The sequence below is a fragment of the Geodermatophilus sp. FMUSA9-8 genome, assembly GCF_037034165.1.
Taxonomy (GTDB): domain Bacteria; phylum Actinomycetota; class Actinomycetes; order Mycobacteriales; family Geodermatophilaceae; genus Geodermatophilus; species Geodermatophilus nigrescens.
Genome location: NZ_JBAGKE010000006.1, coordinates 86529 through 111881 on the forward strand (window position 1 = coordinate 86529; position 25353 = coordinate 111881).

At 75.8% G+C, this 25353-nt stretch carries 26 protein-coding genes; 19 read left to right on the forward strand and 7 right to left on the reverse strand.

Annotation, left to right across the window (positions count from 1 at the left end):
• Window positions 1–9: 9 nt before the first annotated feature.
• Complete coding sequence (locus WA616_RS13840) at window positions 10–240, forward strand: hypothetical protein (protein WP_073420859.1); 231 nt, start codon at window positions 10–12, stop codon at window positions 238–240.
• Window positions 241–297: 57 nt separating this feature from the next.
• Here the strand turns inward: WA616_RS13840 and WA616_RS13845 are convergent, their stop codons facing one another.
• On the reverse strand, window positions 298–762 hold the full coding sequence (locus tag WA616_RS13845) for an SRPBCC family protein (protein ID WP_336030651.1): 465 nt from the start codon (window positions 760–762) through the stop codon (window positions 298–300).
• A 35-nt stretch (window positions 763–797) separates the two neighbouring features.
• Here WA616_RS13845 and WA616_RS13850 point away from each other — a divergent pair, with 35 nt between their 5' ends.
• On the forward strand, window positions 798–2018 hold the full coding sequence (locus WA616_RS13850; RefSeq protein ID WP_336030652.1) for a cysteine desulfurase-like protein: 1221 nt from the start codon (window positions 798–800) through the stop codon (window positions 2016–2018).
• Window positions 2019–2084: 66 nt separating this feature from the next.
• On the opposite strand, the gene mftR is transcribed toward WA616_RS13850, so the two are convergent.
• Window positions 2085–2675 (reverse strand): mycofactocin system transcriptional regulator, encoded by a 591-nt coding sequence (gene mftR / locus WA616_RS13855; protein WP_336030653.1) that lies wholly within the window; start codon window positions 2673–2675, stop codon window positions 2085–2087.
• Between the two features lie 131 nt (window positions 2676–2806).
• Between mftR and mftA the strand changes: the two genes are divergently transcribed.
• The 5 genes from mftA (at window position 2807) to WA616_RS13880 (ending at window position 6562) form a co-directional block, all read left to right on the forward strand.
• Entirely contained in the window at window positions 2807–2944 is a 138-nt protein-coding gene (gene mftA / locus WA616_RS13860; protein WP_336030655.1) for a mycofactocin precursor MftA, read from the forward strand.
• 7 nt (window positions 2945–2951) lie between these two features.
• Window positions 2952–3263: a mycofactocin biosynthesis chaperone MftB gene (gene mftB / locus WA616_RS13865; protein WP_336030657.1), complete on the forward strand. Its 312-nt coding sequence runs from the start codon at window positions 2952–2954 to the stop codon at window positions 3261–3263.
• Window positions 3260–4516 carry a mycofactocin radical SAM maturase gene (mftC, locus tag WA616_RS13870; RefSeq protein ID WP_336030659.1) on the forward strand — a complete coding sequence of 419 codons (1257 nt, stop codon included), beginning with the start codon at window positions 3260–3262 and terminating at the stop codon, window positions 4514–4516. Before mftB ends, mftC begins: the two co-directional genes overlap by 4 nt.
• 376 nt (window positions 4517–4892) lie before the next feature.
• Window positions 4893–5729, forward strand: coding sequence for a mycofactocin-coupled SDR family oxidoreductase (locus WA616_RS13875; RefSeq protein WP_336030662.1), 837 nt, complete (start codon window positions 4893–4895; stop codon window positions 5727–5729).
• Window positions 5729–6562 (forward strand): mycofactocin-coupled SDR family oxidoreductase, encoded by an 834-nt coding sequence (locus tag WA616_RS13880; protein ID WP_336030665.1) that lies wholly within the window; start codon window positions 5729–5731, stop codon window positions 6560–6562. The genes WA616_RS13875 and WA616_RS13880 overlap by 1 nt, the downstream gene beginning before the upstream one ends.
• A gap of 42 nt (window positions 6563–6604) precedes the next feature.
• On the opposite strand, the gene WA616_RS13885 is transcribed toward WA616_RS13880, so the two are convergent.
• Window positions 6605–7096: a pyridoxamine 5'-phosphate oxidase family protein gene (locus WA616_RS13885; RefSeq protein ID WP_336030666.1), complete on the reverse strand. Its 492-nt coding sequence runs from the start codon at window positions 7094–7096 to the stop codon at window positions 6605–6607.
• Between the two features lie 123 nt (window positions 7097–7219).
• Here WA616_RS13885 and WA616_RS13890 point away from each other — a divergent pair, with 123 nt between their 5' ends.
• From WA616_RS13890 to WA616_RS13900, 3 genes are all read left to right on the forward strand, one after another.
• Window positions 7220–8485 (forward strand): multidrug effflux MFS transporter, encoded by a 1266-nt coding sequence (locus tag WA616_RS13890; RefSeq protein ID WP_336030668.1) that lies wholly within the window; start codon window positions 7220–7222, stop codon window positions 8483–8485.
• On the forward strand, window positions 8485–9168 hold the full coding sequence (gene mftE / locus WA616_RS13895) for a mycofactocin biosynthesis peptidyl-dipeptidase MftE (protein WP_336030669.1): 684 nt from the start codon (window positions 8485–8487) through the stop codon (window positions 9166–9168). Before WA616_RS13890 ends, mftE begins: the two co-directional genes overlap by 1 nt.
• A gap of 63 nt (window positions 9169–9231) precedes the next feature.
• Window positions 9232–10728: a purine-cytosine permease family protein gene (locus tag WA616_RS13900; protein ID WP_336030671.1), complete on the forward strand. Its 1497-nt coding sequence runs from the start codon at window positions 9232–9234 to the stop codon at window positions 10726–10728.
• A gap of 5 nt (window positions 10729–10733) precedes the next feature.
• On the opposite strand, the gene WA616_RS13905 is transcribed toward WA616_RS13900, so the two are convergent.
• A complete protein-coding gene (locus WA616_RS13905) occupies window positions 10734–11747 on the reverse strand; it encodes an iron-siderophore ABC transporter substrate-binding protein (RefSeq protein WP_336030673.1) in 1014 nt (337 codons plus the stop codon).
• Between the two features lie 90 nt (window positions 11748–11837).
• Here WA616_RS13905 and WA616_RS13910 point away from each other — a divergent pair, with 90 nt between their 5' ends.
• The 8 genes from WA616_RS13910 (at window position 11838) to WA616_RS13945 (ending at window position 21775) form a co-directional block, all read left to right on the forward strand.
• Window positions 11838–12377: a cysteine hydrolase family protein gene (locus WA616_RS13910; protein WP_336030674.1), complete on the forward strand. Its 540-nt coding sequence runs from the start codon at window positions 11838–11840 to the stop codon at window positions 12375–12377.
• Window positions 12374–13828, forward strand: a complete 1455-nt coding sequence (gene mftF, locus WA616_RS13915) for a mycofactocin biosynthesis glycosyltransferase MftF (protein ID WP_336030675.1) — start codon at window positions 12374–12376, stop codon at window positions 13826–13828. Before WA616_RS13910 ends, mftF begins: the two co-directional genes overlap by 4 nt.
• 94 nt (window positions 13829–13922) lie before the next feature.
• The gene (locus WA616_RS13920) at window positions 13923–15236 is read left to right on the forward strand and encodes a phytochrome sensor protein (protein WP_336030676.1); all 1314 of its coding nucleotides are present in this window, start codon (window positions 13923–13925) and stop codon (window positions 15234–15236) included.
• Window positions 15237–15291: 55 nt separating this feature from the next.
• Complete coding sequence (locus WA616_RS13925; protein ID WP_336030679.1) at window positions 15292–16521, forward strand: MFS transporter; 1230 nt, start codon at window positions 15292–15294, stop codon at window positions 16519–16521.
• Window positions 16522–16738: 217 nt separating this feature from the next.
• The gene (locus WA616_RS13930; protein WP_336030681.1) at window positions 16739–17251 is read left to right on the forward strand and encodes a (2Fe-2S)-binding protein; all 513 of its coding nucleotides are present in this window, start codon (window positions 16739–16741) and stop codon (window positions 17249–17251) included.
• On the forward strand, window positions 17248–19740 hold the full coding sequence (locus WA616_RS13935; RefSeq protein ID WP_336030684.1) for a xanthine dehydrogenase family protein molybdopterin-binding subunit: 2493 nt from the start codon (window positions 17248–17250) through the stop codon (window positions 19738–19740). The genes WA616_RS13930 and WA616_RS13935 overlap by 4 nt, the downstream gene beginning before the upstream one ends.
• Complete coding sequence (locus WA616_RS13940; protein ID WP_336030685.1) at window positions 19737–20594, forward strand: FAD binding domain-containing protein; 858 nt, start codon at window positions 19737–19739, stop codon at window positions 20592–20594. The genes WA616_RS13935 and WA616_RS13940 overlap by 4 nt, the downstream gene beginning before the upstream one ends.
• Window positions 20595–20752: 158 nt before the next feature.
• A complete protein-coding gene (locus tag WA616_RS13945; protein ID WP_336030686.1) occupies window positions 20753–21775 on the forward strand; it encodes an SRPBCC family protein in 1023 nt (340 codons plus the stop codon).
• Between the two features lie 88 nt (window positions 21776–21863).
• On the opposite strand, the gene WA616_RS13950 is transcribed toward WA616_RS13945, so the two are convergent.
• The 3 genes from WA616_RS13950 to WA616_RS13960 are packed head-to-tail and all read right to left on the reverse strand — an operon-like array spanning window position 21864 to window position 23847.
• Complete coding sequence (locus tag WA616_RS13950; protein ID WP_336030689.1) at window positions 21864–22496, reverse strand: alpha/beta hydrolase family protein; 633 nt, start codon at window positions 22494–22496, stop codon at window positions 21864–21866.
• Window positions 22493–23152: an HAD family hydrolase gene (locus WA616_RS13955; protein ID WP_336030690.1), complete on the reverse strand. Its 660-nt coding sequence runs from the start codon at window positions 23150–23152 to the stop codon at window positions 22493–22495. Before WA616_RS13955 ends, WA616_RS13950 begins: the two co-directional genes overlap by 4 nt.
• Entirely contained in the window at window positions 23149–23847 is a 699-nt protein-coding gene (locus WA616_RS13960; RefSeq protein ID WP_336030691.1) for a DedA family protein, read from the reverse strand. The genes WA616_RS13955 and WA616_RS13960 overlap by 4 nt, the downstream gene beginning before the upstream one ends.
• A 79-nt stretch (window positions 23848–23926) precedes the next feature.
• On the opposite strand from WA616_RS13960, the gene WA616_RS13965 reads away from it, so the two are divergent.
• Window positions 23927–25222, forward strand: coding sequence for an amidohydrolase family protein (locus WA616_RS13965; protein ID WP_336030692.1), 1296 nt, complete (start codon window positions 23927–23929; stop codon window positions 25220–25222).
• Window positions 25223–25353 lie beyond the last annotated feature (131 nt).

A 25353-nucleotide genomic window follows, 5' to 3' on the forward strand; every position in this document is an offset into this window, starting at 1 on the left:
GGCCCGCCCATGCAGATCGACAAGGCACAGATCCTCCAGCTGCTCCAGTCGCAGGGTGACGACGCCAAGGCGCAGCAGGCCGACCAGGAACTGCCCGGTCAGGTCGACACCGACCAGCACGCCGGGCTCCTCCAGAAGCTCGGCATCGACCCGATGGACCTGATCAAGATGCTCGGCGGGGGTGGTGGCGGCCAGGGCGGCGGCCTCGGCGGCGCCATCGGCGGGATCCTCGGCCGCTAGTCCACCCGTGCACGTCCGCGGAGACGCCTCGGCGCATCTCCGCGGACGTGCACTCCCTCACGCCTCGGCGACGCGCTTGATGGCCGCGAGCGTGGCCGGGATGCCCTCCCGCGCGGCGCGGATGCGGGCCTGCACCTGGGCCGGGGCGTCGTCGGCGCCGTAGCGCTCGGTCATGAAGGCGACGCCGTCGGGCAGGAACGCCCACGTCTCGATGAGCCGGGTGCCGCCCTCGACGGGCTCGAGCACGTAGCCCCAGCGCGCCCGCGAGCCGCCGACCAGCCAGGCGAACTCCCGGCCGCGGTCGGCGACGGCCACCTGGCTGCGCGTCTCCCACGTGCGCTCGGGCGTGACGTTACGGCCGGTGAACCAGTCGCCGGCCTGCCCGGTGGCGCCCTCGTCCCACCAGCAGGCCACGCAGACCGGGCTCCACTCGCCGGTGCGGGTCACGTCGCTGACCAGGTCGTAGAGCTCCTCCGGGCCGACGGCGACGACGACGGAGTCGGAGTGCGTCAGGTCGGACATGCCGCGGAGTCTGCCGTCCCCCATGCTCGGCGGCGATGAGCACCGTGAGCACCGCGTACGACGTCGCCGCCGTCCGTGCCGACTTCCCCGCGCTGCGGGCCGGCGCCGCCCACTTCGACGGGCCGGGCGGCTCGCAGGTGCCCCGCCAGGTCGCGCACGCCGTGGCGGCCACCCTCGGCTCGCCGATCGCCAACCGCGGGCAGGTCACCGAGGCCGAGCGCAACGCCGACGCGGTGGTGGTCGCCGCCCGCGCCGCGGTCGCCGACCTGGTGGCGGGCGACCCCGGGGGCGTGGTCTTCGGCCGGTCGATGACCCAGCTGACCTACGACCTGTCCCGCACGCTGGCCGCCGGCTGGGGCCGGGGCGACGAGGTCGTGGTCACCCGGCTCGACCACGACGCCAACGTGCGGCCGTGGGTGCAGGCGGCGCAGGCGCGGGGCGCCACGGTGCGGTGGGCGGACCTCGACCCGGACACCGGCGAGCTGACGCCGGACGCGCTGGCCGCCGTGCTCTCCGACCGCACCCGGCTGGTCGCGCTGACCGGCGCCTCCAACCTCATCGGCACCCGCCCCGACGTCGCCGCCCTCACCGCCCTGGCGCACGAGGCCGGGGCGCTCACCCACGTGGACGGCGTGCACCTCACCGCGCACGCGCCGGTCGACGTCGCGGCGCTCGGCGCGGACCTCTACGCCTGCTCGCCGTACAAGTTCCTCGGCCCGCACCTGGGCTGCCTGGTTGCCGCGCCGTCGCTGCTGGAGACGCTGCACCCGGACAAGCTGCTGCCCTCCACCGACGCGGTCCCCGAGCGCTTCGAGCTGGGCACGCTGCCCTACGAGCTGCTCGCCGGGACGACGGCGGCGGTCGACTACCTGGCCGGCCTCGGCGGGGACGACGGCGACCGGCGGGCGCGGCTGGTCGCGGGCTTGACCGCCGTCGAGGAGCACGAGGACCGACTGCGGCTGCGCATCGAGGACGCCCTCGCGGAGCTGCCCGGCGTCACGCTGTGGTCACGGGCGGCGCACCGCACGCCGACGCTGCTGCTCACCTTCGCCGACCGGGCGGCCGCCGACGTCACCCGGGAGCTCGCCGCGCGCGGGGTCAACGCGCCGTCGGGCAGCTTCTACGCGATCGAGGTGTCCCGGCGGCTCGGCCTCGGCGACACCGGTGGCCTGCGGGTGGGGCTCGCGCCCTACACCGACGACGCCGACGTCGACCGGCTGCTCGACGGCCTGCGCGCCGCGGTGGGCCGGGCATAGGAAGCTTCACGCACGTATCGCGTACCAGAACGTGCGGATAGCCTCCAATGCCTCGTCAGTGCCTCGTCAGCGCAGGCCGGGGAAGCCCTCCGCGAGCTGGCCGAACGCCGTCCGCAGCGCGTCGGCGAGCGAGGGCGCGGCGCCGGACAGCCACGCCTCGAACGCCGTCGTCGCCGCCGCCCGGGTGGCCGTGGCGACCAGCCTCGGCACCAGCGCCGTCGGCTGCTCCCCGCAGCGCCGGGCCACGTAGCCGGCCACCACCCGGTCGACGTCGGCGTAGCGCAGCTGCGAGTGGGCCTGCAGCGCCGGCTCGGTGAGGATCAGCCGCATCCGCTGGCGCAGCACCGGGAGGTCCTCGGGCGCGTAGTCGTTGACCTCGACGTAGGCGCCGAGCACGGCGGTCAGCACCGGCACGTCGTCGCCGGAGTGCTCGAGCAGGGTGGCCAGGCGGTCGACGTGGCCGTCGAAGTCGCCCCAGACGGCGTCGGCCTTGCTGCCCACGGTGCGGAAGAACGTGCGCCGGCTGGTGCCCGCGGCGGCCGCGATCTCCTCGATCGTCACCTGCTCGAACCCCGCGGCGGTGAACAGCTCGAGGGCCGCCTGCTCGATCCGCGCCCGGGTGTCCTCGCGGAGGTCGGCGCGCAGCACGTCGGTCACCGGCACATCTTGGCCCGTTCCGGCCGGCCGGGAGCCGCCGGTGTGGCCCCGCTCACCCACACGGTTGCCCGTGGCACTCGGTGCCTCTAGCGTCCTCCGCATCCCCCGACCCACCTGATCCGGAGGTCCGCATGCCCGAGACGACCCAGACCGAGACCCAGGACGGAGCCGCGCAGGCCACCGCCGTCGAGACGGGAGCCGAGGAGGCGCTGGTCGAGGAGTCCCTCGTCGAGGAGGTCTCCATCGACGGCATGTGCGGCGTCTACTGAGCCGACCGTGACGACCCCGACCGCTCCGGCCGCGGACCTCTTCGACCCCGATCTGCCCTGGCGTCGCGCCCGGTCGGTGGCGCTGCGGCCGGAGCCGTTCGGGGCGCTGGTCTACCACTTCGGCAACCGCAAGCTGTCGTTCCTGAAGTCGAAGACGCTGGTCACCGTCGTGGAGACGCTGGCCGACCACCCCAGCGCCACCGCGACCCTGGTCGCGTGCGGCGTCCCCGAGGCCCAGCGGCCCGCGTACGTGACGGCGCTGGCCGACCTCGCCCGCTCCCAGATGATCGAACGCCGTCCCGAAGAGGTGCGCGCATGACCGCCGTCCTGCCGAGCCGACCCGCCGCCCCGGAGCGCCCCACCGGCGGCCGCCTGGTCGACCAGTTCGAGTACGGCCTCGACGCCCCCATCTGTCTCACCTGGGAGCTCACCTACGCCTGCAACCTGGCGTGCGTGCACTGCCTGTCCTCCTCGGGCCGGCGCGACCCCCGCGAGCTGACCACCGCCGAGGCCGAGGGCGTCATCGACGAGCTGCAGCGGATGCAGGTCTTCTACGTCAACGTCGGCGGCGGCGAGCCCACCGTGCGCCCGGACTTCTGGCACCTGCTCGACTACGCCATCGGCCACGACGTCGGCGTCAAGTTCTCCACCAACGGCGTGAAGCTGGACCGGGCGCGCGCCGAGCAGCTGGCTGCCACCGACTACGTCGACGTGCAGATCTCCCTCGACGGCGCCACCGCCGAGGTCAACGACCGGGTCCGCGGCACCGGGTCGTTCGCCACCGCCACGAAGGCCCTGGAGAACCTGGCCGAGGCGGGGATGAAGGACTTCAAGGTCTCCGTCGTCGTCACCCGGGAGAACGTCTCCCAGCTCGACGACTTCCGGGCCCTGACCGACCGCTACGGCGCCCAGCTGCGGATCACCCGCTTCCGACCGTCGGGCCGCGGCGCCGACGTGTGGGACCAGCTGCACCCGACCCAGGCCCAGCAGCGCGAGCTCTACGCCTGGCTGCTGGCCAACGGCGACCGGGTGCTCACCGGCGACTCGTTCTTCCACCTGTCGGCCTACGGGCAGGCGCTGCCGGGCCTGAACCTGTGCGGCGCCGGGCGGGTGGTCTGCCTGATCGACCCGGTCGGCGACGTCTACGCCTGCCCCTTCGCCATCCACGAGCAGTTCCTCGCCGGCAACGTCCGCAGCGAGGGCGGCTTCCAGCGGGTCTGGCAGCAGAGCGAGCTGTTCGCCGAGCTGCGCAGCCCGCAGACCGGCGGCGCCTGCACGAAGTGCGCGCACTTCGACGCCTGCCGGGGCGGTTGCATGGCGGCCAAGTTCTTCACCGGCCTGCCGCTGGACGGCCCCGACCCGGAGTGCGTGCAGGGCTACGGCGAGACCGCGCTGGCCGCCCGCGACCTCGACCTGGTCAAGCCCAAGAGCCACCTCGACCACTCGCACACCGGCCCGGTCCGCGGCCAGCCGACGCTGCTCGGCATGCCCGCGATCCCGGCTGCGTCCACACCCGCACCGCCCGCCCGGATCTGCGACGAGTCGCCGCTGGCGGGCCTGCAGCTCGGCTGAGGGCTCAGCGGGTCGGGGCCACCCCCGCGGGCCCCGGGCCGTCGGGCAGCAGCCCGGGGGCCAGGTCCGCGAGGGTCATGGTCAGCAGCAGGGCGACGAGCACGGCGACGGTGAGCACGGGTCCTCCTCGGGGTCCGGTGCCCCTCCGGAGCGCCCGCGACGGGGGACACGGGCGCTCCGGAGGAGGCACGACCGAGGATCGACGCGGCCGCTGACCGCCGCCCGTGCGCCGCCTGGGAGTCGGCTGGACGACCCCGGCCGAGCCCGTGCGCCGTCCGTGAGGCTGACGTCGGTGTCATTGCCCGGCCCGGCGGACTCCGCCTAGGTTGACACGTGCGTCACGGGGGCTCAGCGCACCGCCGAGCAGGGAGTCCACATGGGAAGACTCGACGGCAAGGTCGCTCTCGTCACGGGTGCGGCCCGCGGCCAGGGCCGCAGCCCCGCACTCCGGCTGGCACAGGAGGGCGCCGACGTCATCGCCGTCGACCGGTGCGCCGACATGCCGACCGTCGGCTACCCACTGGCCACCCAGGAGGACCTCGCCGAGACCGTCCGGCAGGTCGAGGCCCTCGACCGGCGGATCGTCGCCCGGGTCGCCGACGTCCGGGACACCGCCGCGCTGGGGACGGCCGTCGACGAGGGCGTCGCCGAGCTCGGCCGCCTCGACATCGTGCTGGCCAACGCGGGCATCGCCAGCTTCGCGCCGGTGGAGGACCTCACCGACGAGATGTGGGACGAGATGATCGACGTCAACCTCACCGGTGTCTTCAAGACGGTGCGCGCAGCCGTCCCGCACCTGCGGGCGCACGGCCAGGGCGGCGCGATCGTGCTCACGAGCTCCACCGCCGGCATCAAGGGCCTGGGCAACCTCGCCCACTACGTCGCCGCCAAGCACGGCGTCGTCGGGCTGGTGAAGACGCTGGCCAACGAGCTGGCGCCGGACATGATCCGGGTCAACTCGGTGCACCCGACGTCGGTGAGCACCGACATGATCCACAACCGCAAGACCTACGGGAACTTCGTCCCCGACAAGGCCGAGGACGAGGTGACCCGGGACGACGTCGCCCCGATGTTCCAGGGGCTCAACGCGCTGCCGGTGCCGTGGGTCGAGTCGGCCGACATCAGCAACGCGATCCTCTGGCTGGTCAGCGACGACGCCCGGTACGTCACCGGCGTCCAGCTCCCGGTCGACGCCGGGTCGGTGATCAAGTAGTGGCCGGCCGCGTCGAGGGCAGGGTCGCCTTCATCACCGGAGCCGCCCGCAGCCAGGGCCGCAGCCACGCGCTGCGGCTCGCGCAGGAGGGCGCCGACGTCATCGCCGTCGACCTCTGCGGGCCGGTGGACTCGATCGGGATGTACCCGCCGGCCACCGAGGAGGACCTCGCCGAGACCGTCCGCCAGGTCGAGGCGCTCGACCGGCGGATCGTGGCGGCGAAGGCCGACGTCCGCGACCCGGCGGCGCTGCGCGCGGCGGTCGACGACGGTGTCGCCCAGCTCGGCCGGCTCGACATCGTGCTGGCCAACGCCGGCGTCTTCGAGATCAAGCCCGCGCTCGAACTCACCGACGGCGACTGGCAGGAGATGATCGACATCAACCTGACCGGCGTCTGGAACACCTGCCGGGTCGCGCTGCCACACCTCATCGAGGGCGGCGGCGGGTCGATCGTCATCACCAGCTCGACCGCCGGCATCAAGGGGACGGCGAACACGATCCACTACACGGCGGCCAAGCACGGCGTCGTCGGGATCATGCGGACGCTGGCCAACGAGTTCGGCAAGCAGTCCATCCGGGTCAACACGGTGCACCCCACCGGCGTGGACACCGTGATGATCCAGAACGAGAAGACGTGGGGACTGTTCACGCCCGACGACCCGGAGCCGACGCGGGAGAAGTTCGCCGAGCTGTTCGAGACGCTGCACCCGCTGCCGGTGCCCTACGTCGACCCGGTCGACATCTCCAACGCCGTGCTGTTCCTCGTCTCCGACGAGGCGCGCTACGTCACCGGGGCGATGCTGCCGGTCGACGCCGGCTACACGATCCGCTGACCGCGGGTGCGGCGGCCGCCCGGCCGCCGCACCCGTCCTGCGTCAGGGCAGGTCGACGACGTCCTTGTCGCCGGTGTCGGGCTGGCTGCCCGTGGCCTTGGCCTTGACGAAGCTCAGCGCCGTCGCCAGCCGGTTGCCGGGGGAGTCCCAGTACTCGGCGGTGTCCCCGTGGACCTTGACCAGGACGACCGACGGGTCCTCCGGGCCCTGCGGCAGCCAGGCCTCGACGCCCTTGTTCCACAGCTCCTTCTTCTTCGCCACGTCCGCGGTGACCTGCGCGGTACCGGTCAGCGAGATCCAGCTGCCGCCGGAGCCGGCGCCCACGTTGACCTGCGGCGAGGAGGCGATGTGGGTCAGCCAGGGGGCGTCCTGCTCGGCGAAGAACCAGAGGTCGCCGTCGAACTCGACCTCCTGCAGGGCCATCGGGCGGCTGGTCAGCCGGCCGTCGGGCATGGTCGTGGTGAGGAAGCCGAGCCGCTGGTCCTTGAGCAGCTCGGCGACCTTGCGGATGGCGTCCGGGGAGTCGGTGGTCATGCTCCTGCCCTTCCCCGGATCCGGGCGCTGACACCGGCCCGCGGGCATGTCGGGAGGGGAACCGTTCCGTGAACACCCCGGCTCGGTGGAATGCCCCGGCGCCGAGCCGCCTTCGCCCCTGTCGTGACGACGACCCAGGACCGGCCGGCCGCCTCCGCGGCTCCCGGCACGGCGAACCGGCCCGGGACGGCACGCACCGCCCTCACGCTCGGGGCCTTCGTGGCCCTCGGCCCGCTCACGGTGGACATGTACCTGCCGGCGCTGCCGGCCGTCGCCGACGACCTGCGCACCTCCTCGGCCACCGTGCAGCTGACCCTCACCGGCACGCTCGTCGGGCTCGCGCTCGGCCAGCTGGTGCTGGGGCCGCTGTCGGACGCGCTGGGCCGCAAGCGGCCGCTGATCGCGGGCACGGCGCTGCACGTCGTCGCCTCGCTGCTGGTGCTCGTCGCGCCGTCGATCGAGGTGCTCGGCCTGCTGCGCTTCCTGCAGGGCATGGGGACGGCGGCCGGCGCGGTGATCGCCCTCGCCGTCGTGCGCGACCTGTTCCAGGGCCGCGCCGCGGCGACCATGCTCTCCCGGCTGTTCCTCGTGCTCGGGGCGGCGCCGGTGCTCGCGCCCACGGTGGGCGGGGAGGTGCTGCGCTTCACCTCCTGGCGCGGGGTCTTCCTGATCCTCGGGCTCTACGGCATCGGCCTGCTCCTCCTCGGCAGGTACGCCGTCCGGGAGACGCTGCCGCCGGAGCGGCGGCGCAGCAGCGGGTTCACGGGCACCCTTCGCAGCTACCGCGGCCTGCTCCGCGACCGCGCCTACGTCGGCCTCGTGCTGGTGGCCGGCCTGACCATGGCCGGGCTGTTCAGCTACGTCTCCGGCTCCTCCTTCGTCTTCCAGGACGAGTTCGGCCTCGACGAGCAGCAGTTCGGCCTGCTGTTCGGCGCCGGCGCCTTCTGGCTGATCGCTGCCACCCAGCTCAACCCGGTGGTGCTGCGCTGGTTCTCGCCCGCGCAGGTCCTGGTCACCGGTGTGGCCGGCGGTGCCCTGGCCGGCGCCGTCCTGGTCGTGCTGGCCGCCACCGGCACCGGCGGCCTGTGGGCCATCGTGCTGCCGCTGTGGGCGGTCCTGGCCGCGTGCGGGCTCGCCCTGCCCAACGCCCCGGCGCTGGCGCTGAGCCGGCACGGGGAGGCCGCCGGCACCGCCGCGGCGCTGCTCGGCGCGGTGCAGTTCGGCGTCGGCGCCGTCGTGGCCCCGCTGGTCGGCGTGCTCGGCAACGACGCCGTCGCGATGGGCGTCGTCGTGGTGGCCGCGCTGGTGCTCGCCATGGCCGTGCTGCTCGCCGTCGTCCGGCCCTGGCAGCTGCCCGTGGAGGCCGACGCCCCCGCCCAGGCCGGATAGTGCCCGACCTGGCCGGCGCCGTCTGGCCGGAGCTCCCCGAGCGGCCGCTGCTCGTCGTCCCCCTCGGGTCGGTGGAGCAGCACGGGCACCACCTGCCGCTGGCCACCGACACCGTCGTCGCGGAGGCCGTGGCGCGGGCGGCGGGCCTCGACGGCGTGCTGGCCCCGGCCGTCCCGTACGGCGCCAGCGGCGAGCACGAGGGCTTCCCGGGCACCGTGTCGATCGGCACGGAGGCGCTGGCCGCGCTGCTGGTCGAGTACGGCCGCTCCGCCTGCCGCTGGGCCGGTCGGCTGCTCGTCGTCAACGGCCACGGCGGCAACCTCGACGCCCTGCGCCGCGCCGTCCCGTTGCTGCGCGCCGAGGGCCGCGACGCCGCCTGGTTCCCCTGCGCCGTCCCCGGCGGCGACGCGCACGCCGGGCGCACCGAGACCTCGCTGCTGTCGCACGTGGAACCGGCGGCGGTGCGGACCGACCGGTCCGTCCCGGGCGTGACGACGCCGGTCGCCGAGCTGCTGCCCCGCCTGCGCGCCGAGGGCGTGCGCGCCGTCAGCCCCACCGGCGTGCTGGGCGACCCCGCCGGCGCCACGGCGGACGAGGGGGCGCGGCTGCTCGCGGGGATGGCCGCGCGGCTGGCGGCCGCCGCCGCCCGCTGGGACGTGGGGGACGACGGCCGGCTGGGCTGAGCGGGCCGCCCGGCGCCCGGGACGTCAGGATGACCGGCGACACCGACCGGGGAGGAGGGCCGAGTGGCCCAGCGGCAGGACACGGGGACCGGCACGGCGGCGCCGCGGGTCGCCGTCGAGACCAACGGCATCAACGTCATCGCCGAGGAGGAGCGCCACGGCGCCCCGCGGTCGCTGTTCTGGCCGTGGTTCGGCGCGAACGTCAGCGTCCTGGGCCTGGCCTACGGCTCGTTCCTGCTCGGCTTCGGCATCTCCGCGGCCCAGGCGCTGGTGGCCGGCGTCGTGGGCATCGTCGTGTCGTTCCTGCTCTGCGGGCTCGTGGCGATCGCCGGCAAGCGCGGCTCGGCGCCCACCCTGGTGCTCAGCCGCGCGCCGTTCGGTGTGCACGGCAACCGGGTGCCCGCGGTCCTGTCGTGGGTGCTGACCGTCGGCTGGGAGACCGTGCTGGTCTCGCTGGCGACGCTCGCCACCGCGACCGTCTTCATAGAGCTGGGCTGGAGCGGCGGCACGGCGACCCAGGCGGTGGCGCTGGTCGTCGTCGCGCTGCTCGTGGTGGCCGGCGGGGTGCTCGGCTTCGACGCGATCATGCGCATGCAGCGGGTGATCACCGTGGTCAGCGGCGTGCTCACCGTCGTCTACGTGGCGCTGGTGGCCGGCGAGGTCGACTGGTCGGCGGTGGGCGCGGCGCCCGCGGGGTCGACGGCGGCCGTCGTCGGCGCGCTGGTGCTGGCGATGACCGGCTACGGCTTCGGCTGGGTGAACGCCGCCGCCGACTACTCCCGCTACCTGCCGCGCGCGGCGTCTCCCCGCGGCGTCGTCGGCTGGACGACGCTCGGCGGGGCGCTCGCGCCGGTGCTGCTGCTGGCCACCGGCCTGCTGCTCGCCGCGTCGGACCCGGAGCTCTCGGCGGCCGTCGGCGGCGACCCGATCGGCGCGCTGGCCTCGCTCCTGCCGACCTGGTTCCTCGTGCCGTTCGTCGTCGTCGCCGTCCTCGGCCTGGTCGGCGGCGCGCTGCTGGACATCTACTCGTCCGGCCTGTCGCTGCTGGCCGCCGGCGTGCGGGTGCCCCGGCCGGTCGCCGCGGGCATCGACGGCACGCTCATGGTGCTCGGCGCGATCTGGGTGGTGTTCCTCGCCGACGCGAGCTTCTCCGTCCAGTTCCAGGGCTTCCTCATCACCCTGGGCGTGCCGGTCGCGGCCTGGTGCGGCGTCTTCCTGGGCGACCTGGCGCTGCGCCGCGGCGACTACTCCGACGCCGACCTCTACGACGCCCGCGGGCGCTACGGCGCGGCGCCGGCGGTCCCGCTGCTGCTCCTGGCGGCGGGCACCGTGCTCGGCTGGGGCCTGGTGACCAACGGCGCTGCGGGGTGGCTGACCTGGCAGGGCTACCTGTTCGGCCCGCTGGGTCTCGGCGGCCGCGAGGGCGCCTGGGCCTTCGCCAACCTCGGCGTCCTGGCCGCCTTCGCCGTCGGCTTGCTCGGCGCGCTCGGCCTGCGGCGCGGGGCCGTGGAACGGCAGGAGGCCGCCCCGGCGGTGCCGGGACGGCCTCCTGCGAACTGAGCGGCTCAGTCCTGCAGCGGCTCGGCGAACAGCGGGACGGCGTTCTCGAGCGCGTACTGCTGGCCCAGGGCCGAGCCGCTGGAGAAGGCGTTGACCAGCGTCTCGTCCTCCAGGACGACGGCGTTGCCCTGCTGCACCGAGCCCAGCGTCTGCCACAGCGGGTTCGACGTGATCTGCGCCGGGTCGACGAAGATCGGGAAGGCGACGGTCAGCGGCGCGTCGAGCAGCGACACCTGCTCCTCGGACACCGGGACGAAGAAGCTGTCGGTGGCGAGGTCCTGGATGGCCTGCTTGTTGGTGAAGCCGAGCGCCTCCATGAAGTCGACGCGGGTGTCGCCGCGGACGTAGGCGCCGAAGCCCTCGGAGGTGTAGGCGCCGACGGCGACCTCGGTGCCGTCGAACTCCGGGTGCTCGGCGGCGGCGTCGGCGAACGCCTGCTCGACCTCGCCCTGCAGCTGCTCGGCCTCCTCGGTGCAGCCCAGCGCCTGGCCGACCAGCTCGAGCTGCTGCTGCCAGGTGGTCTGGTAGGCGTCGACGCCCTCGGGCGCGCCGACGGTCGGGGCGATCGCGGACAGCGAGTCGTAGCGCTCCTGCGTGCCGTCGGAGCGGGTGTCGAGGATGAGGTCGGGCTCGAGCGCCGCGATGGCCTCCAGGCTGGGCTCCAGCGTCTCGATGATCTCCGGCGCCTCGTCGTAGAGCCCCTCGGCCCACGGGCCCACGCCCTCGCCGCCGAAGCCCAGCCAGTCGCTCGCGCCGACCGGCTGCACGCCCAGGGACAGCGCCGTCTCGGCGTCGGACCAGCCCAGGGCGACGACGCGCTGCGGCGCCTCGGCGATCTCCACGTCGCCGAAGGCGGTGCTCACGGTGACGGGGAAGGCGCCGGCCCCGCCCCCGCCCGACGAGGGGGCCGACGACCCCGCCGACGAGCCGCCGTCGTCGGAGCCGCAGGCGGCCAGCGACGCGGCGGTGGTCAGGGCGGCCGCCAGCAGGGCGGCCCGCCGGGACAGGGCGTGGGGCATCGCGGTACTCCTCGGTAGGAAGGAAGGGCAGCCTAACCTGACCCGTCCCCGCCGGACCGGCCGGGCGGCGCGGCTGGTTAGGGTCCGGCCGTGGCAGATCTCTCCGGCTGGCTGGTCGTCGTCGACCTCCAGCGGGTCTTCGGCGACCCGGACTCCCCGTGGACGGCACCGCGCTTCGAGGAGGTCCGCCCGCGCATCCGGCGGCTGGTCGCGGCCTTCGGCGAGCGCGTCGTGTTCACCCGGTTCGTGGCGCCGGCCCGGCCGCAGGGCGCGTGGGCCGCCTACTACGACCGGTACCCCTTCGCGCTGCAGCCGCCCGACGCGCCGCTGTACGAGCTGGTCGAGGACCCGGGTGCGGCGCTCGTGCGGACGGCGACCACCTTCGGCAAGTGGGGCCCCGAGCTCGCCGAGGTCGTCGGCGGCGGGCCGCTGACCGTCGCGGGCGTGGCCACCGACTGCTGTGTGGTCTCGACCGTGCTGCCCGCCGCCGACGCCGGCGTCCCGGTCCGGGTGGTCACCGACGCGTGCGCCGGCTCCTCCGACGACGAGCACGAGCGCGCCCTGCACCTGATGGACCTCTACGCCCCGCTCATGGAGCTCACCACCACGGCCGACCTCCTGGGCCGGTGACCCCGGCCCTCCCCGCGCCGCCGGACGCCCGGCTGCCCGACGGGTACGCCGTCCGCCTCGCCCCCGGCACCCGGCCGGTGGAGGACGGGACGGCGCTGCTCGGCGGCTCGCCGCTGCGCCTGCTGCGGCTCTCCCCGGCCGCCCGGCGCCTGCTCGACGGCGACCGGCTGACCGTGGCGGACGCGCGGACCGCGGCGCTCGCGGCCCGGCTGCTCGACGCCGGCGTCGCGGTGCCCGAGCCCGCCGGCCCGGCGCCCGGCCCGGACGACGTCACCGTGGTCGTCCCGGTGCGCGACCGCCCCGACGGCGCCGCCCGGCTGCTCGCCGCGCTGCGGGCCGACCCTCCCACCGCCGGGGTGCGGGTGCTCGTCGTCGACGACGGCTCGGCCGACCCCGCCGCCCTCGCCGCCGCCCTCGCCGCCGCCCTGCCCCCTGGAGCCGCGGGCGCCGAGGTGCTGCGGCACGCGCGCTCGCGCGGCCCGGCGGCGGCCCGCGACACCGGCCTGCGCGCCGCGGCCACCGCGGCCGTGGCGTTCCTCGACTCCGACGTCGTCCCGGTCCCCGGCTGGCTCGACGTGCTGCTCCCGCACCTCGCCGACCCGCGGCTGGCCCTCGTCGCCCCCCGCGTCACCGCCCTGCCGCCCGGGCGCCCCGGATGGCTGAGCGCCTACGAGACCGCGGTCAGCGCGCTCGACATGGGCCCGGTGCCCGGCCCGGTCGCGCCGCTGACCGGCCTGTCCTACCTGCCGAGCGCGGCGCTGCTGGCCCGGCGGACGGCGCTCGGCGACGGCTTCGACGAGCGGATGCGCGTGGCCGAGGACGTCGACCTGGTGTGGCGGCTGACCGCGGCCGGGTGGCGGGTGCGCTACGAGCCGGCCGCGCGGGTGGCGCACGAGCACCCGGCCGCGACGGGTGCGTGGCTGCGCCGCCGCGCGCTCTACGGCACCGGGGCCGCGCCGCTGGCCGCCCGGCACGGCGCGCTCGTGGCCCCCGTGGTCATCAGCCCGTGGTCGGCCGCGGCGCTCGGGCTGGCCCTGGCCGGGCGGGGCGGCAGGGTCGCCGCGGCCGGCGTCCTCGGCGTCGCCACGGCCCGCCTGGCGCACCGGCTGGCGCCGGCCGGGGGACGCCCGCCGTACGGCCGGGCCGCCGGGCTGGTGCTCCGCGGCACCGCCGCCGGCGCCCGCACGCTCGCCCGGTCGGCCACCCGCCACCACTGGCCGCTCACCGTCGCGGCCGCCGCCGTCTCCCGCCGCGCCCGCCGGGCGGCCGTGGCCGTCGCCGCGGCCGACGCCGTCCTGGGGTGGTGGCCGCACCGCGGGCAGGTGGGCCTGCCGCGCTTCGCCGCCGCCCGCCGGCTGGAGGACGTGGCCTACGGCGCGGGGCTGTGGGCCGGCGCGCTGCGGGCCCGCGACCCCCGGTGCCTGCTGCCCGTCCGCCCACCGGCCGCCTGACCTGCGGCGGGACCCCCGCGGCGGTCCCCTGGCGCGGGAGGTGCGATCCGGGTCACCATGGGCGCACCATGTCCCTCAGCCCCGGGAGCGTGCCGTGACCGCCGTCAGCCCGTGGCTCGCGTTGCCCGAGGGGCGGCCGTCGCCGGCGCACACCCGCCGGCTGCGGGCCGCGCACGAGACGCTGGTGACCCGCGGCGCCCCGCCGCCCCGGTCGGCCGTGCGCGAGATGGTGTGGGACTCCTGGCGGCGCAGCCTGGGCAGCGGCGTCGACCCCGACGGCCAGCACCCGCCGGTCGACCTGCTCGACGACGACCTGGCCGCCTACCGCGCCGCCCACCCGCTCGCGCCGGTGCTGCCGGTGATCCGCCGGCTGCTCGTCGAGGACGCCGAGGCCGACCGCATGATCGTCGCGGTCACCGACGCCGAGGGCCGGATGCTGTGGGTGGAGGGCGACCGGCGGCTGCGCACCCTGGCCGAGGGCATGCACTTCGTCGCCGGCGCCCGCTGGTCGGAGGAGGTGGCCGGCACCAACGCCCCCGGGACGGCGCTGGCGCTGGACCACCCGGTGCAGATCTACGGCAGCGAGCACTACCGCCGTCCCGTGCAGCCGTGGAGCTGCTCGGCCGCGCCCGTGCACCACCCGGTCACCGGCGTCCTGCTCGGCGCCATCGACGTCACCGGCGGCGACCACGTGGCCAGCCCGCACGTGCTCACCCTCGTGCGCGCCACGGTGGCCGCCGTCGAGTCCGAGCTGCGCTGGCTGCACCGCGAGGAGGAGGCCCGGGGGCCGGCCCGGCCGGCACCCGTCCGGGCCGCCGCGCCGCTGCTGGAGGTGCTCGGCCGCGAGCGGGCCCGCCTGACGACGCCGCGCGGGCCGCTGGAGCTCTCGCTGCGCCACTCCGAGCTGCTCCTGCTGCTGGCCGAGGCCGCCGCCGCGGGGGAGGGGCGCACCACCGAGCAGCTGGCCGCCGAGTGCCACGCCACCGACACCGCCGCGGTCACCGTCCGCGCCGAGCTGTCCCGGCTGCGCCGCCTCGTGGGCGCCGACCTCGTCGGGTCCCGCCCCTACCGGCTGCTCGGGCCGCTGGAGACCGACCTGGACCGGGTGCGCGCCCTGCTCGACCGGGGCGCGGTGGGCGCCGCCCTCGACCGCTACCCCGGGCCGGTGCTGCCGCGCTCGTGCGCGCCGGGCGTCGTCGCGGCCCGCCGCCGCACGGCCGCCGCGCTGCGGTCCGCCGTGCTGCGCAGCCGCCGTCCCGAGCTGCTGCTGCGGTGGACGGCGCTGCCCGAGGCCCGCGACGACGTGGCCGTCTGGCAGGCCTGCCTCGAGGCGCTGCCGGCCGGCTCGCCCCGCCGCGGCGCGGTCGCCGGCCACCTCCTCTCCCTGCGGCGCGGCGCCCGGGGCTGATCCGGACGCGCCGGTGCGGGAATGCCGCCCGGCGACGCGGACTTGGCACGGCTACGTGAGTGCCCGCGCCGCCGCCCCGCCCGCCCCCGTCCGTCCCGTCACGCTGGCCACCCCCCGGGTGGCCGTGGCGCTGGTCGCCCTGGCGCTCGGCGGCTTCGCCATCGGCACCACCGAGTTCGTCACGATGGGCCTGCTGCCCGACATCGCCTCCGGCGTCGGGGTGAGCATCCCGGCCGCCGGGCACGTCATCTCCGCCTACGCCCTCGGCGTCGTCGTCGGCGCCCCGGTGCTGGCCGCGCTCGGCGCCCGCCTGCCCCGCCGGGCGCTGCTCGTCGGGCTCATGGCCGCCTTCCTGGTCGGCAACGCGCTCAGCGCCCTCGCCCCCGGCAACACCACGCTGCTGCTCGCCCGCTTCGTCAGCGGCCTGCCGCACGGCGCGTACTTCGGCGTCGCCTCGCTCGTCGCCGCCTCGCTGGTCGGCGCCGAGCTGCGCGGCCGCGCGGTGAGCACCGTGATGCTCGGCCTCGCGGTGGCCAACGTGGCCGGCGTGCCCGCCGCCACCTGGCTCGGCCAGACGCTCGGCTGGCGCTCGGCCTACTGGGCCGTCGTCGTCCTGGCCGTGCTGACCGTGGCCGCCGTGCTCGCCGTCGTCCCCTCCCGCCCCGGCGACCGCGACGCCACCGTGCGCGCCGAGCTCGGCGCGCTGCGCCGGCCGCAGGTGCTGCTCACCCTCGCGGTGGGCACCGTCGGGTTCGGCGGCATGTTCGCCGTCTACAGCTACGTCGCGCCGCTGGCCACCGAGGTGACCGGCCTGTCCCGCGGCACCGTGCCGTGGGTGCTGTTCGCCTTCGGCGTCGGCGGCGTGATCGGCACCGCGCTCGGCGGGCGGCTCGCCGACCTGGCGCTGTTCCGGTCGCTGGTGGGCACGCTGGTCGCCCTCGCCGTGCTGCTCCTGCTGGTCGGCCCGGCCGCCGGCTCCGGCCCCACCCTGCTGGCCGGCATCTTCCTGCTCGCCGTCGCCGCCTCCACGCTGGTCGTCTGCCTGCAGCTGCGGCTCATGGAGGTCGCCGGCGAGGCGCAGATGCTCGGCGCCGCGCTGAACCACTCCGCGCTCAACGCCGCGAACGCGCTCGGCGCGTGGCTCGGCGGCGTCGTCATCGCCGCCGGGTACGGCTACACCGCGCCGAGCCTGGTGGGGGCGGGTCTGGCGGTCCTCGGCCTGGCCGCGCTGGCGGCCAGCGCGGTGCTCCGCCGGCGCGAGCTGCGCGCCCTCGTCGCCGCCTGAGGCGCTGCAACAGCGCTGCAACCTCTCTCCTGCGGGCTCCTGGTCCGCAAGACCTCCGCGGATGCGGGCCCTGAGAGTCGATGAGCCCGCATCCGCGGCTCCGCCGTTCCCCCCGTCAGAGGTAAGCGTGGCCTAAGTCACTCTCCCGTTGCCAGACTCCGCCGGAGAGCGCCCGGCGGGCCGGGCGCCACGCGCCCTGCAACGGAGCGGAGGATCCATGACACGGGTGAGCATGCGGGTCGACGGCGTCACGTACACGGACGAGGTCGAACCCCGGACGCTGCTGGTCCACCACCTGCGCGAGGCCCTGGGCAAGGTCGGGACGGTCGTCGGCTGCGACACCAGCAACTGCGGCGCCTGCACCGTCCACCTCGACGGGCAGGCGGTGAAGTCCTGCACCGTCCTCGCGGTCCAGGCTGACGGCGCCGAGGTCACCACCATCGAGGGCATCGCGGAGCCCGGAGGCGCCCTGCACCCGGTGCAGAAGGCGTTCCACGAGATGCACGGTCTCCAGTGCGGCTACTGCACGCCGGGGATGATCATGGCCTCGATCGACCTGCTGAAGGAGAACCCGGACCCGAGCGACGCCGAGGTCCGCGAGGGCATCGAGGGCAACCTCTGCCGCTGCACCGGCTACCAGAACATCGTCCGCGCGGTGCAGCAGGCCGCGGGCGAGATGAAGTCCTCCGCCACCCCCGCCGCCCCTGAGACCACCGGAGCGCAGGCATGACCCTCACCGAGGACCCGGCGACCACCGCCGTCGAGAAGGAGGTCGGCAAGGCGCGCCGCCGCAAGGAGGACGCCCGCCTGATCACGGGGCGCACCACCTGGACCGACAACATGGTCCTGCCCGGGATGCTGCACATGTCCGTGGTCCGCAGCCCCGTGGCCCACGGGAAGATCAGCAGCATCGACGTGAGCGCCGCGCAGGCCGCGCCGGGCGTCGTCGCCGTGTTCACCGGCCGCGACATCGCCGACGAGCAGGGCTCCATCCCCTGCGCCTGGCCGGTGACGCCGGACATGGTCAACCCCGGGCACCCCTCGCTCGCCGTCGACGAGGTCAACCACGTCGGCGAGGGCGTCGCGGTGATCATCGCCCGCTCGCGCGCGGCGGCCGCCGACGCGATCGAGCTGGTCGACGTCGACTACGAGCCGCTGCCGCCGGTCCTCGACATGGAGGAGGCGGTCAAGGCCGACGCCGACCTCTGCCACGACCACACGCAGTCCAACATCAGCTACCACTTCGTCTTCGACGCGGGGGAGGCCGGCACGGGCACCGACACCGAGCAGGCGTTCGCCGACGCCGAGGTCGTCGTCAGCCGGCGGTTCGTCAACCAGCGGCTGATCCCGGCGTTCATGGAGCCGCGCTCGGTCGTCGTCCAGCCCCAGGGCGACAACTACACGATGTGGTCGGCCACCCAGGTGCCGCACATCCTGCGCGTCATGCTCGCCTCGGTCACCGGCGTGCCCGAGCACAAGCTGCGCGTCATCGCCCCCGACGTCGGCGGCGGCTTCGGCGGCAAGCTGCAGGTCAACCCGGAGGAGGTCATCGCGCTGCTCGTGGCGCGGCGGCTCGGCAAGCCGGTCAAGTGGACCGAGACGCGCAGCGAGTCGCTGATGACCGCCCACCACGGCCGCGACCAGATCCAGTACGTCGACATCGCCAGCGACCGCGAGGGCAACGTCAAGGCCCTGCGGGTGCGGCTGCTCGCCGACATGGGCGCCTACCTGCGGCTGATCACCCCCGGCGTGCCGGCGCTCGGCGCCTTCATGTTCCCGGCGATCTACAAGTTCCCGGCCTACCGCTTCGAGTGCGACGGCGTCTTCACCAACAAGGTGCCCACCGACGCCTACCGCGGCGCCGGCCGGCCCGAGGCCACCTTCGCCATCGAGCGGATCATGGACGAGCTCGCCGTCGAGCTCGGCATGGACCCGCTGGAGCTGCGCCGGAAGAACTGGATCCAGGCCCAGGAGTTCCCGTTCACCACGGTGGCCGGCCTGGAGTACGACAGCGGCGACTACGAGACCGCCACCCAGCAGGCGCTCGAGCTGATCGGCTACGACGAGCTGCGCGAGGAGCAGCGCCGCCGCCGGGAGTCGAACGACCCGGTGCAGCTCGGCATCGGCTTCTCCACCTTCACCGAGATGTGCGGCCTGGCGCCCTCGCGGGTGCTCGGCTCGCTGTCCTTCGGCGCGGGCGGCTGGGAGCACGCGGCCATCCGGATGCTGCCGACGGGCAAGGTCGAGGTGGTCACCGGCTCGACCCCGCACGGGCAGGGCCACGAGACGGCGTGGAGCCAGCTGGTGGCCGACGCCCTCGGGGTGCCCTTCGAGGACGTCGAGGTGCTGCACGGCGACACCGCGATCGCCACCAAGGGCCTGGACACCTACGGCTCGCGCTCGCTGGTCGTCGGCGGGACCGCCGTGGTGAAGGCCGCGGAGAAGGTGGTCGCCAAGGCCCGCACGGTCGCCGCGCACCTGCTCGAGGCCAACGAGGACGACCTGGAGTTCGCGAACGGGAAGTTCTCCGTGCGCGGCACGCCGGGCGCCTCGCTCGGCATCCAGGAGATCGCGCTCGCCGTCTTCGCCGCGCACGACTACCCGGAGGGCATCGAGCCCTCGATCGACGCCGACGCGACGTTCGACCCGGTCAACTTCTCCTTCCCCCACGGCACGCACATCTGCGCCATGGAGGTCGACACCGACACCGGGTTCGTCAAGATCCGCAAGTACGCGTGCGTGGACGACGTCGGCACGATCGTCAACCCGCTGATCGTCGAGGGCCAGATCCACGGCGGGCTGGCCCAGGGCATCGCGCAGGCGCTGTACGAGGAGGCCGTCTACGACGCCGACGGCAACCTCACCACCGGCACCTTCGTCGACTACCTGGTCCCCTCGGCCGCCGACCTGCCGCACTTCGACACCGGCAACACGGTGCACGAGGCGCCGGGCAACCCGATCGGCGCCAAGGGCGTCGGCGAGGCGGGCTGCATCGCCAGCACGCCGGCGGTGGTCAACGCCGCGCTCGACGCCGTCCGGCACCTCGGCGTGAGCGACATCCGCATGCCGCTGACCCCCGAGCGGGTCTGGCGGGCCATCCACCAGGGCGGCGACGGCGGGGACCGGGCCGCGGCCGGCACCAACGCCTACGGCGGCGCCTCCACCGAGTCCACGACCGGTGTCTCGACCCCTGCTTCGTCCCTCGGAGGTGACCGGTGATCCCCGCCGCGTTCGAGTACGTCCGGCCGACCACCGTCGACGAGGCCGTCCAGGCGGTCGCGGAGGGCGGTGAGGACGTCAAGATCATGGCCGGCGGCCAGTCGCTCATCCCGGTCATGCGGCTGCGGCTGGCGGCGCCCGAGACCGTCGTCGACCTCGGCCGGGTGGCGGAGATGCGCGGCGTCCGCGACGAGGGCGACGCGCTGGTGATCGGCGCCATGACCACGCACGCGGAGGTGGTCACCGACCCGCTGATCGCCCGGCACGCGAAGCTGATCGCCGAGGCGACCGAGACGGTGGCCGACCGGCAGACCCGCCGGCGCGGGACCTTCGGCGGCGCGCTGGCGCACGCCGACCCGGCCGGCGACCTGCCCGCCGTGGCGCTCGCCCTCGACGCGCAGATGGTGATCGCCGGGCCCTCGGGACGGCGCACGGTGCCGGCGTCGGAGTTCTTCGTCGACTACCTCACCACCACCCTCGACGAGGGCGAGGTGCTCGTGGAGATCCGGGTACCGAAGCTCGCCGGCGACTGGGGCGTGCGGTACGAGAAGTTCAACCGGGTGGCGCAGGCGTGGTCGATCGTCGCGGTCGCCGCGGCGGTCCGGCGGGAGAACGGGCACATCGCCGAGGCGCGGATCGGGCTGACCAACATGGGCCCGACCCCGCTGCGGGCATCGGCCACCGAGGCCGCCCTCGCCGGTGCCGCGGCGTCGCCCGACGCGGTCGCGCAGGCAGCCCGCTCGGCGGCCGAGGGCACCAGCCCCAGCAGCGACCTCAACGCCCAGGCCGACTACCGCGAGCACCTCGCGCAGGTGCTCACTCGCCGGGCGGTCGCCACCGCCGCCGGGTTGTAGGTTGAAGGACCCCCTCACCCCCCGGCACTCGCAGGCTCGCACCGGGTCCCTGTGAGGGGGCCGTTCCATTCGGTCACCAGGCTCCGCACGTTCCCTCGGCCGGCCCGCCCACCCGGGCGGACCGGCCGAGGTCCGTTCCCACCCCCGGAGGTCGCACCGTGCAGCTGGAGAACTCCTTCACCGTCCCCGTCCCCGTCGACGAGGCCTGGCGGGTGCTCCTCGACATCGAGCGCATCGCCCCGTGCATGCCCGGCGCCGCCCTCGACTCGGTCACCGGTGACGACTTCACCGGCCGGGTGAAGGTCAAGCTGGGCCCGATCAACCTGACCTACCAGGGCAAGGCGTCGTTCGTGGAGAAGGACGAGGCCGCGCACCGGGCGGTCATCGACGCCCGCGGCAAGGACCAGCGCGGCAACGGCACCGCGGCGGCCACCATCACCGCGAAGCTGCTCGCCGAGGGCCAGGTCACCCGGGTCGACGTGCTCACCGATCTCAACATCACCGGCCGGCCCGCCCAGTTCGGCCGCGGGGTCATGACCGACGTCGGCAACAAGCTGCTCGGCCAGTTCGCCGACAAGCTCGCCGCCCAGCTCGGCGAGGGCGACGCCCAGGGCGACGCCGACCGGGCCGGGAGCGCCACCACGGGGGCCGTCGCGGGGGCCGCCGCGACCGCCACCGGGGTCGCGGAGGAGGTCGCCCAGTCGGTCGAGCAGACCCCGGGGGACAACGCCGTCGCCGAGGCCGTGCGCTCGGCCGGCACGAAGGCCCGCGAGGCCGCCGCGTCGGCCACCGACTCGCTGACGGCCGACGCCGACACCGTGGCGGCCAGCCCGCCCACCCGGCCGATCAGCCCCGTGGGCGCCACGGACACCTCGCCGGTGCCCGCGGTCGCCGACACCGCCCCGTCCTCGAGCGGGACGCCCGCCGCGCCGTCCGCCGGCCGGGCGCCCAGCGCGCCGCCGTCGGGCAACACGGCTCCTCCCGGCCGCCCGGCCACCGGCGCCCCGCCGCGGAGCACCCCGTCCGCCGCGCCCCGGCCGCAGCCGGCCGCCGAGCCCGAGCCGATCGACCTGCTGGAGGTCGCCGGCGGGGCCGCGATGGCGCGCTACGCGGCGCCCGGGGCCGCGGTCGCGGCAGTGCTGCTGCTCGTGGTGCTGGCGTTCCGGCGGCGCCACCGCTGAGGCCGCCGCGCGCCCAGTGGAGTTGATCATCGGCTCGTTGCCGCCGACACGCGCGGACACGCCGCGGCGAGCGGCAACCAGCCGATGATCAACTCCTGAGGGGCAGCTGCCCCAGCCAGGCGAGCGCCGCCGCGGCCACCGCGTCGGGGGCCTTCCCGAGCGAGTGGTCGCCCGGCACCGCGTGCACCGACGCCGCCGGCACGCCCGCCAGCGCGGCGGCGACCTCCTCCGGCCGGCCCATCGCGTCGGTCCCGCCCTGCACCACGGCGAGCGGCACGCCGGCCGCCCGCAGCTCGTCCGCGCGGCTGCGCTCGGGCCGGCCCGGCGGGTGCAGCGGGAAGGCCAGCGCCAGCACGCCGTCGGCACCGAGCGCCGCCGCGGTCCGGCAGGCCACCCGCGCACCCGCGCTGCGCCCGCCGACGACCAGCGGCCCGGTCAGCGCGCCGCCGGCGCGCAGCGCCTCGAGCACCGCTGTCCAGGCGACGTCGAGCTGCGGTGGTGCCGGCGCGATGCGCCTGCCGGCCACCCGCCACGGCTGGTCCACCCGCAGCACCCGCCAGCCGGCAGCGGACGCCGCGGCCGTGACGGCGAGCAGGTCGGGCCCGTCCGTCGCGCCCCCCGCACCGTGCCCCAGCACCAGCGTGCCGACGGCGGACCCCGGGCCCGCGGCGCGCACCGCGGCCGGGCCGAGCGGGGTGTCGACGAGGACCGGCGGGCTCACCGCGCGAGCAGCGCGTCGACCGCCCCGGCGAGGTCGGCGGCCACCACCGACGGGGCGGGCAGCGCCGGCGCCCAGACGCGCTCGGCGCGCGGGAACCAGGCGCCGGTCAGGCCCGCGCGCTCCGCGCCGTGGACGTCCCAGGCGTGCGCGGCCACCAGCGCCATGCGCGCGGGCGCCACCCCGCAGACGCCGGCCGCCCACACGTACGCCTCCCGGGACGGCTTCCACGCCTGCACCGTCTCGCTGGTCAGCGTGCGCTCCACCAGCGGCGTGATCCCGCCGCGCTCCAGCCCGGCCTCGGCCACGCCCGGCGAGCCGTGCGACAGCGTCACCACCCGCATCCCGGCCTCCGCGAGCCGCCGCAGCGCGGGCTCGACGTCGGGGTGCGGCGAGAGCGCCAGGAAGCGATCGGCGACGCGGCCGCGGTCGCGCTCGGAGAGGTCGGTCAGCTGCGCCAGGGCCGACTCGAAGGCCGCGCGGAAGGGCACCCGGAGCCCGGCGACCGTGGCCGCCGTGCCGGTGTGCAGCGTGCGGGCGAAGACCGTGGGCAGCAGGCCCTCGGGCTGCCCGTGCTCGACCAGCGCGGCGGCGACCGGCGCGAGGTCGAGCAGCGTCTCGTTGACGTCGAACGCGACGACGTCGGGCCGGGCGGTCACGCCGTCGTGCTGTCGCCGGCGTCCCCGGGGCGGCCGGGCTCGGTGCGGCCGGCGGTGGTCTGCCGGCGGCGGTGGTGGCGGATGTCCTGCACCCGCTTGTAGACCAGCCAGCCCACGCCCAGGACGACGACCGCGACGACGGCGTAGTCGAGGTAGTGCAGGTTCGCCTCGATGAAGTCGCGGGCCAGCCAGCCGAGGGTCACCAGCACGGTGTTCCAGATCAGGCTGCCGGCGGCGGAGTAGAGGACGAACTGGCCGAACGGCATGCGCACGACGCCCGCCGGCACGGAGATGAAGCTGCGCACGATCGGCACCATCCGGCCGAAGAAGACCGCCGACCGGCCGTGCCGCTCGAACCAGGCGAAGGTCTTGTCGACGTCGGCGGTCTCCACCAGCGGCAGCCGGTCGAGGAAGGCGTGGGAGCGGCGCGGGCCGAGCGCCCGGCCGACGTAGTAGAAGAAGATCGCGCCGAGGATCGAGCCGATCGTCGCGGCCCCCACCACCGCGACGAACGCCCACGGGCTGTCGATGAGCACGCCCGCCGCGCCCAGCACCGCCTCGCTGGGGATCGGCGGGATCACCGTCTCGAGCAGGATGCTGAAGCCCACGCCGATCGGGCCGAGCGAGTCCACGAGGGAGAGCAGCCAGGCGGTCAGCCCGCCCTGGTCGGTGGCCGCGGCGGCGAGGAACGACATGCGACCACGGTAGAGGGGCGCCCGGGGGGTCGCCCGGACGCTGCCGGACCACGGGGGCCGGTGGGGCTAGCGTTCCGCCATGCGCCAGCGACTCACCGCCCGGGCCGTGATCGTGGGGGACCGGGCCGGCACCGTCGTCCCGGACGCCGTCGTCGACGTCGAGGACGGCCGGATCGCGTGGGCCGGACCGGCCGCCGACGCCCCGCCGGCCGGCGACGCCGAGGTGGTCGCGCTGCCCGGTCTGCTGGTGCCCGGCCTGGTCAACAGCCACTCGCACGCGCCGATGGTGCTGTTCCGCGGGCAGGGCGAGGGGCTGCCGCTGGACCGCTGGCTGCGCGAGGTGATGTGGCCGCGCGAGGCCCGGCTGACCCCCGACGACGTCGAGGTGGCGATGACCGCGGCGTCGGCGGAGATGCTGCGCGGCGGGGTGACCACCAGCGTCGAGATGTACTTCGAGCCCGCGCGGATCGCCGCGGCGGTCGGCGCCACCGGCGCCCGGGCGGTGATTGCCGCGCCGATGGTGCCGCTGCCCGGCATGCCGCCGCTGGAGGAGCAGCTGGCCGCCGCGGTCGAGCTCGCGCGGGGGGTGCCCGACGACGGCAGCGTCGAGTACGGCCTCGGCCCGCACGCGGCCTACACCGTGCCGCTGCCCCTGCTGCGCCGCGCGGCCGAGCTCGCCCGCGAGCACGGGATGCTGCTGCACCTGCACGTGGCCGAGACCGCGACCGAGGGCGCCGACCTGCTCGCCGAGCACGGGCTGTCGGTGCCCGCGCTGCTGGCCGCCCACGACGTCCTCGGCGGCCGGGTGCTCGCCGCGCACTGCGTGCACATGGACGACGGCGACCTCGAGCTGTGGCGCGAGTACGACGTCGCCGTCGCGCACTGCCCGGCCAGCAACGCCAAGCTCGCCAGCGGCGTCGCGCGGCTGCGGGACATGCTCGACCGCGGCCTCCGGGTGGGCCTGGGCACCGACGGGCCGGCGTCGAACGACGGGCTGGACCTGCTCGCCGACGTGCGGCTGGCGGCCTCGCTGGCGCGGCTGCGCGAGCGGTCGGCCCTCGCGCTGACCGCGGCCGAGGCGTTCTGGCTGGCCACCGGCGGGGCCGCCGACGCGATCGGCCGGCCCGACCTCGGGCAGGTGGAGGCCGGGCGGCGCGCGGACCTGGTGCACGTCGACACCGGCGACCTCGGCTTCGAGCCGGTCGGCGACCCGGCCGACCTGCTCACCCACCTGGTCTGGTCGGGCGTCTCGCGGCAGGTGCGCGACGTGTGGGTGGGCGGGCGCCAGGTGGTCGCCGAGGGGGCGGTCACCACCGTCGACGCCGGCGCGCTGCGCGCCGAGGTTGCCGTCCGGGCGGCGCGCCTGGCCGGCTGACCCCGCACGATCAGGCCGCCTGGTCGTGCTGCGTCCTGGCTCACCGTCGGAGGTGGGCCAGGAGGCGCTGCGGTGAGCCAGGACCCGCGGAGGTGAGCCAGGACCCGCGGAGGTGAGCCAGGACCCGAGGG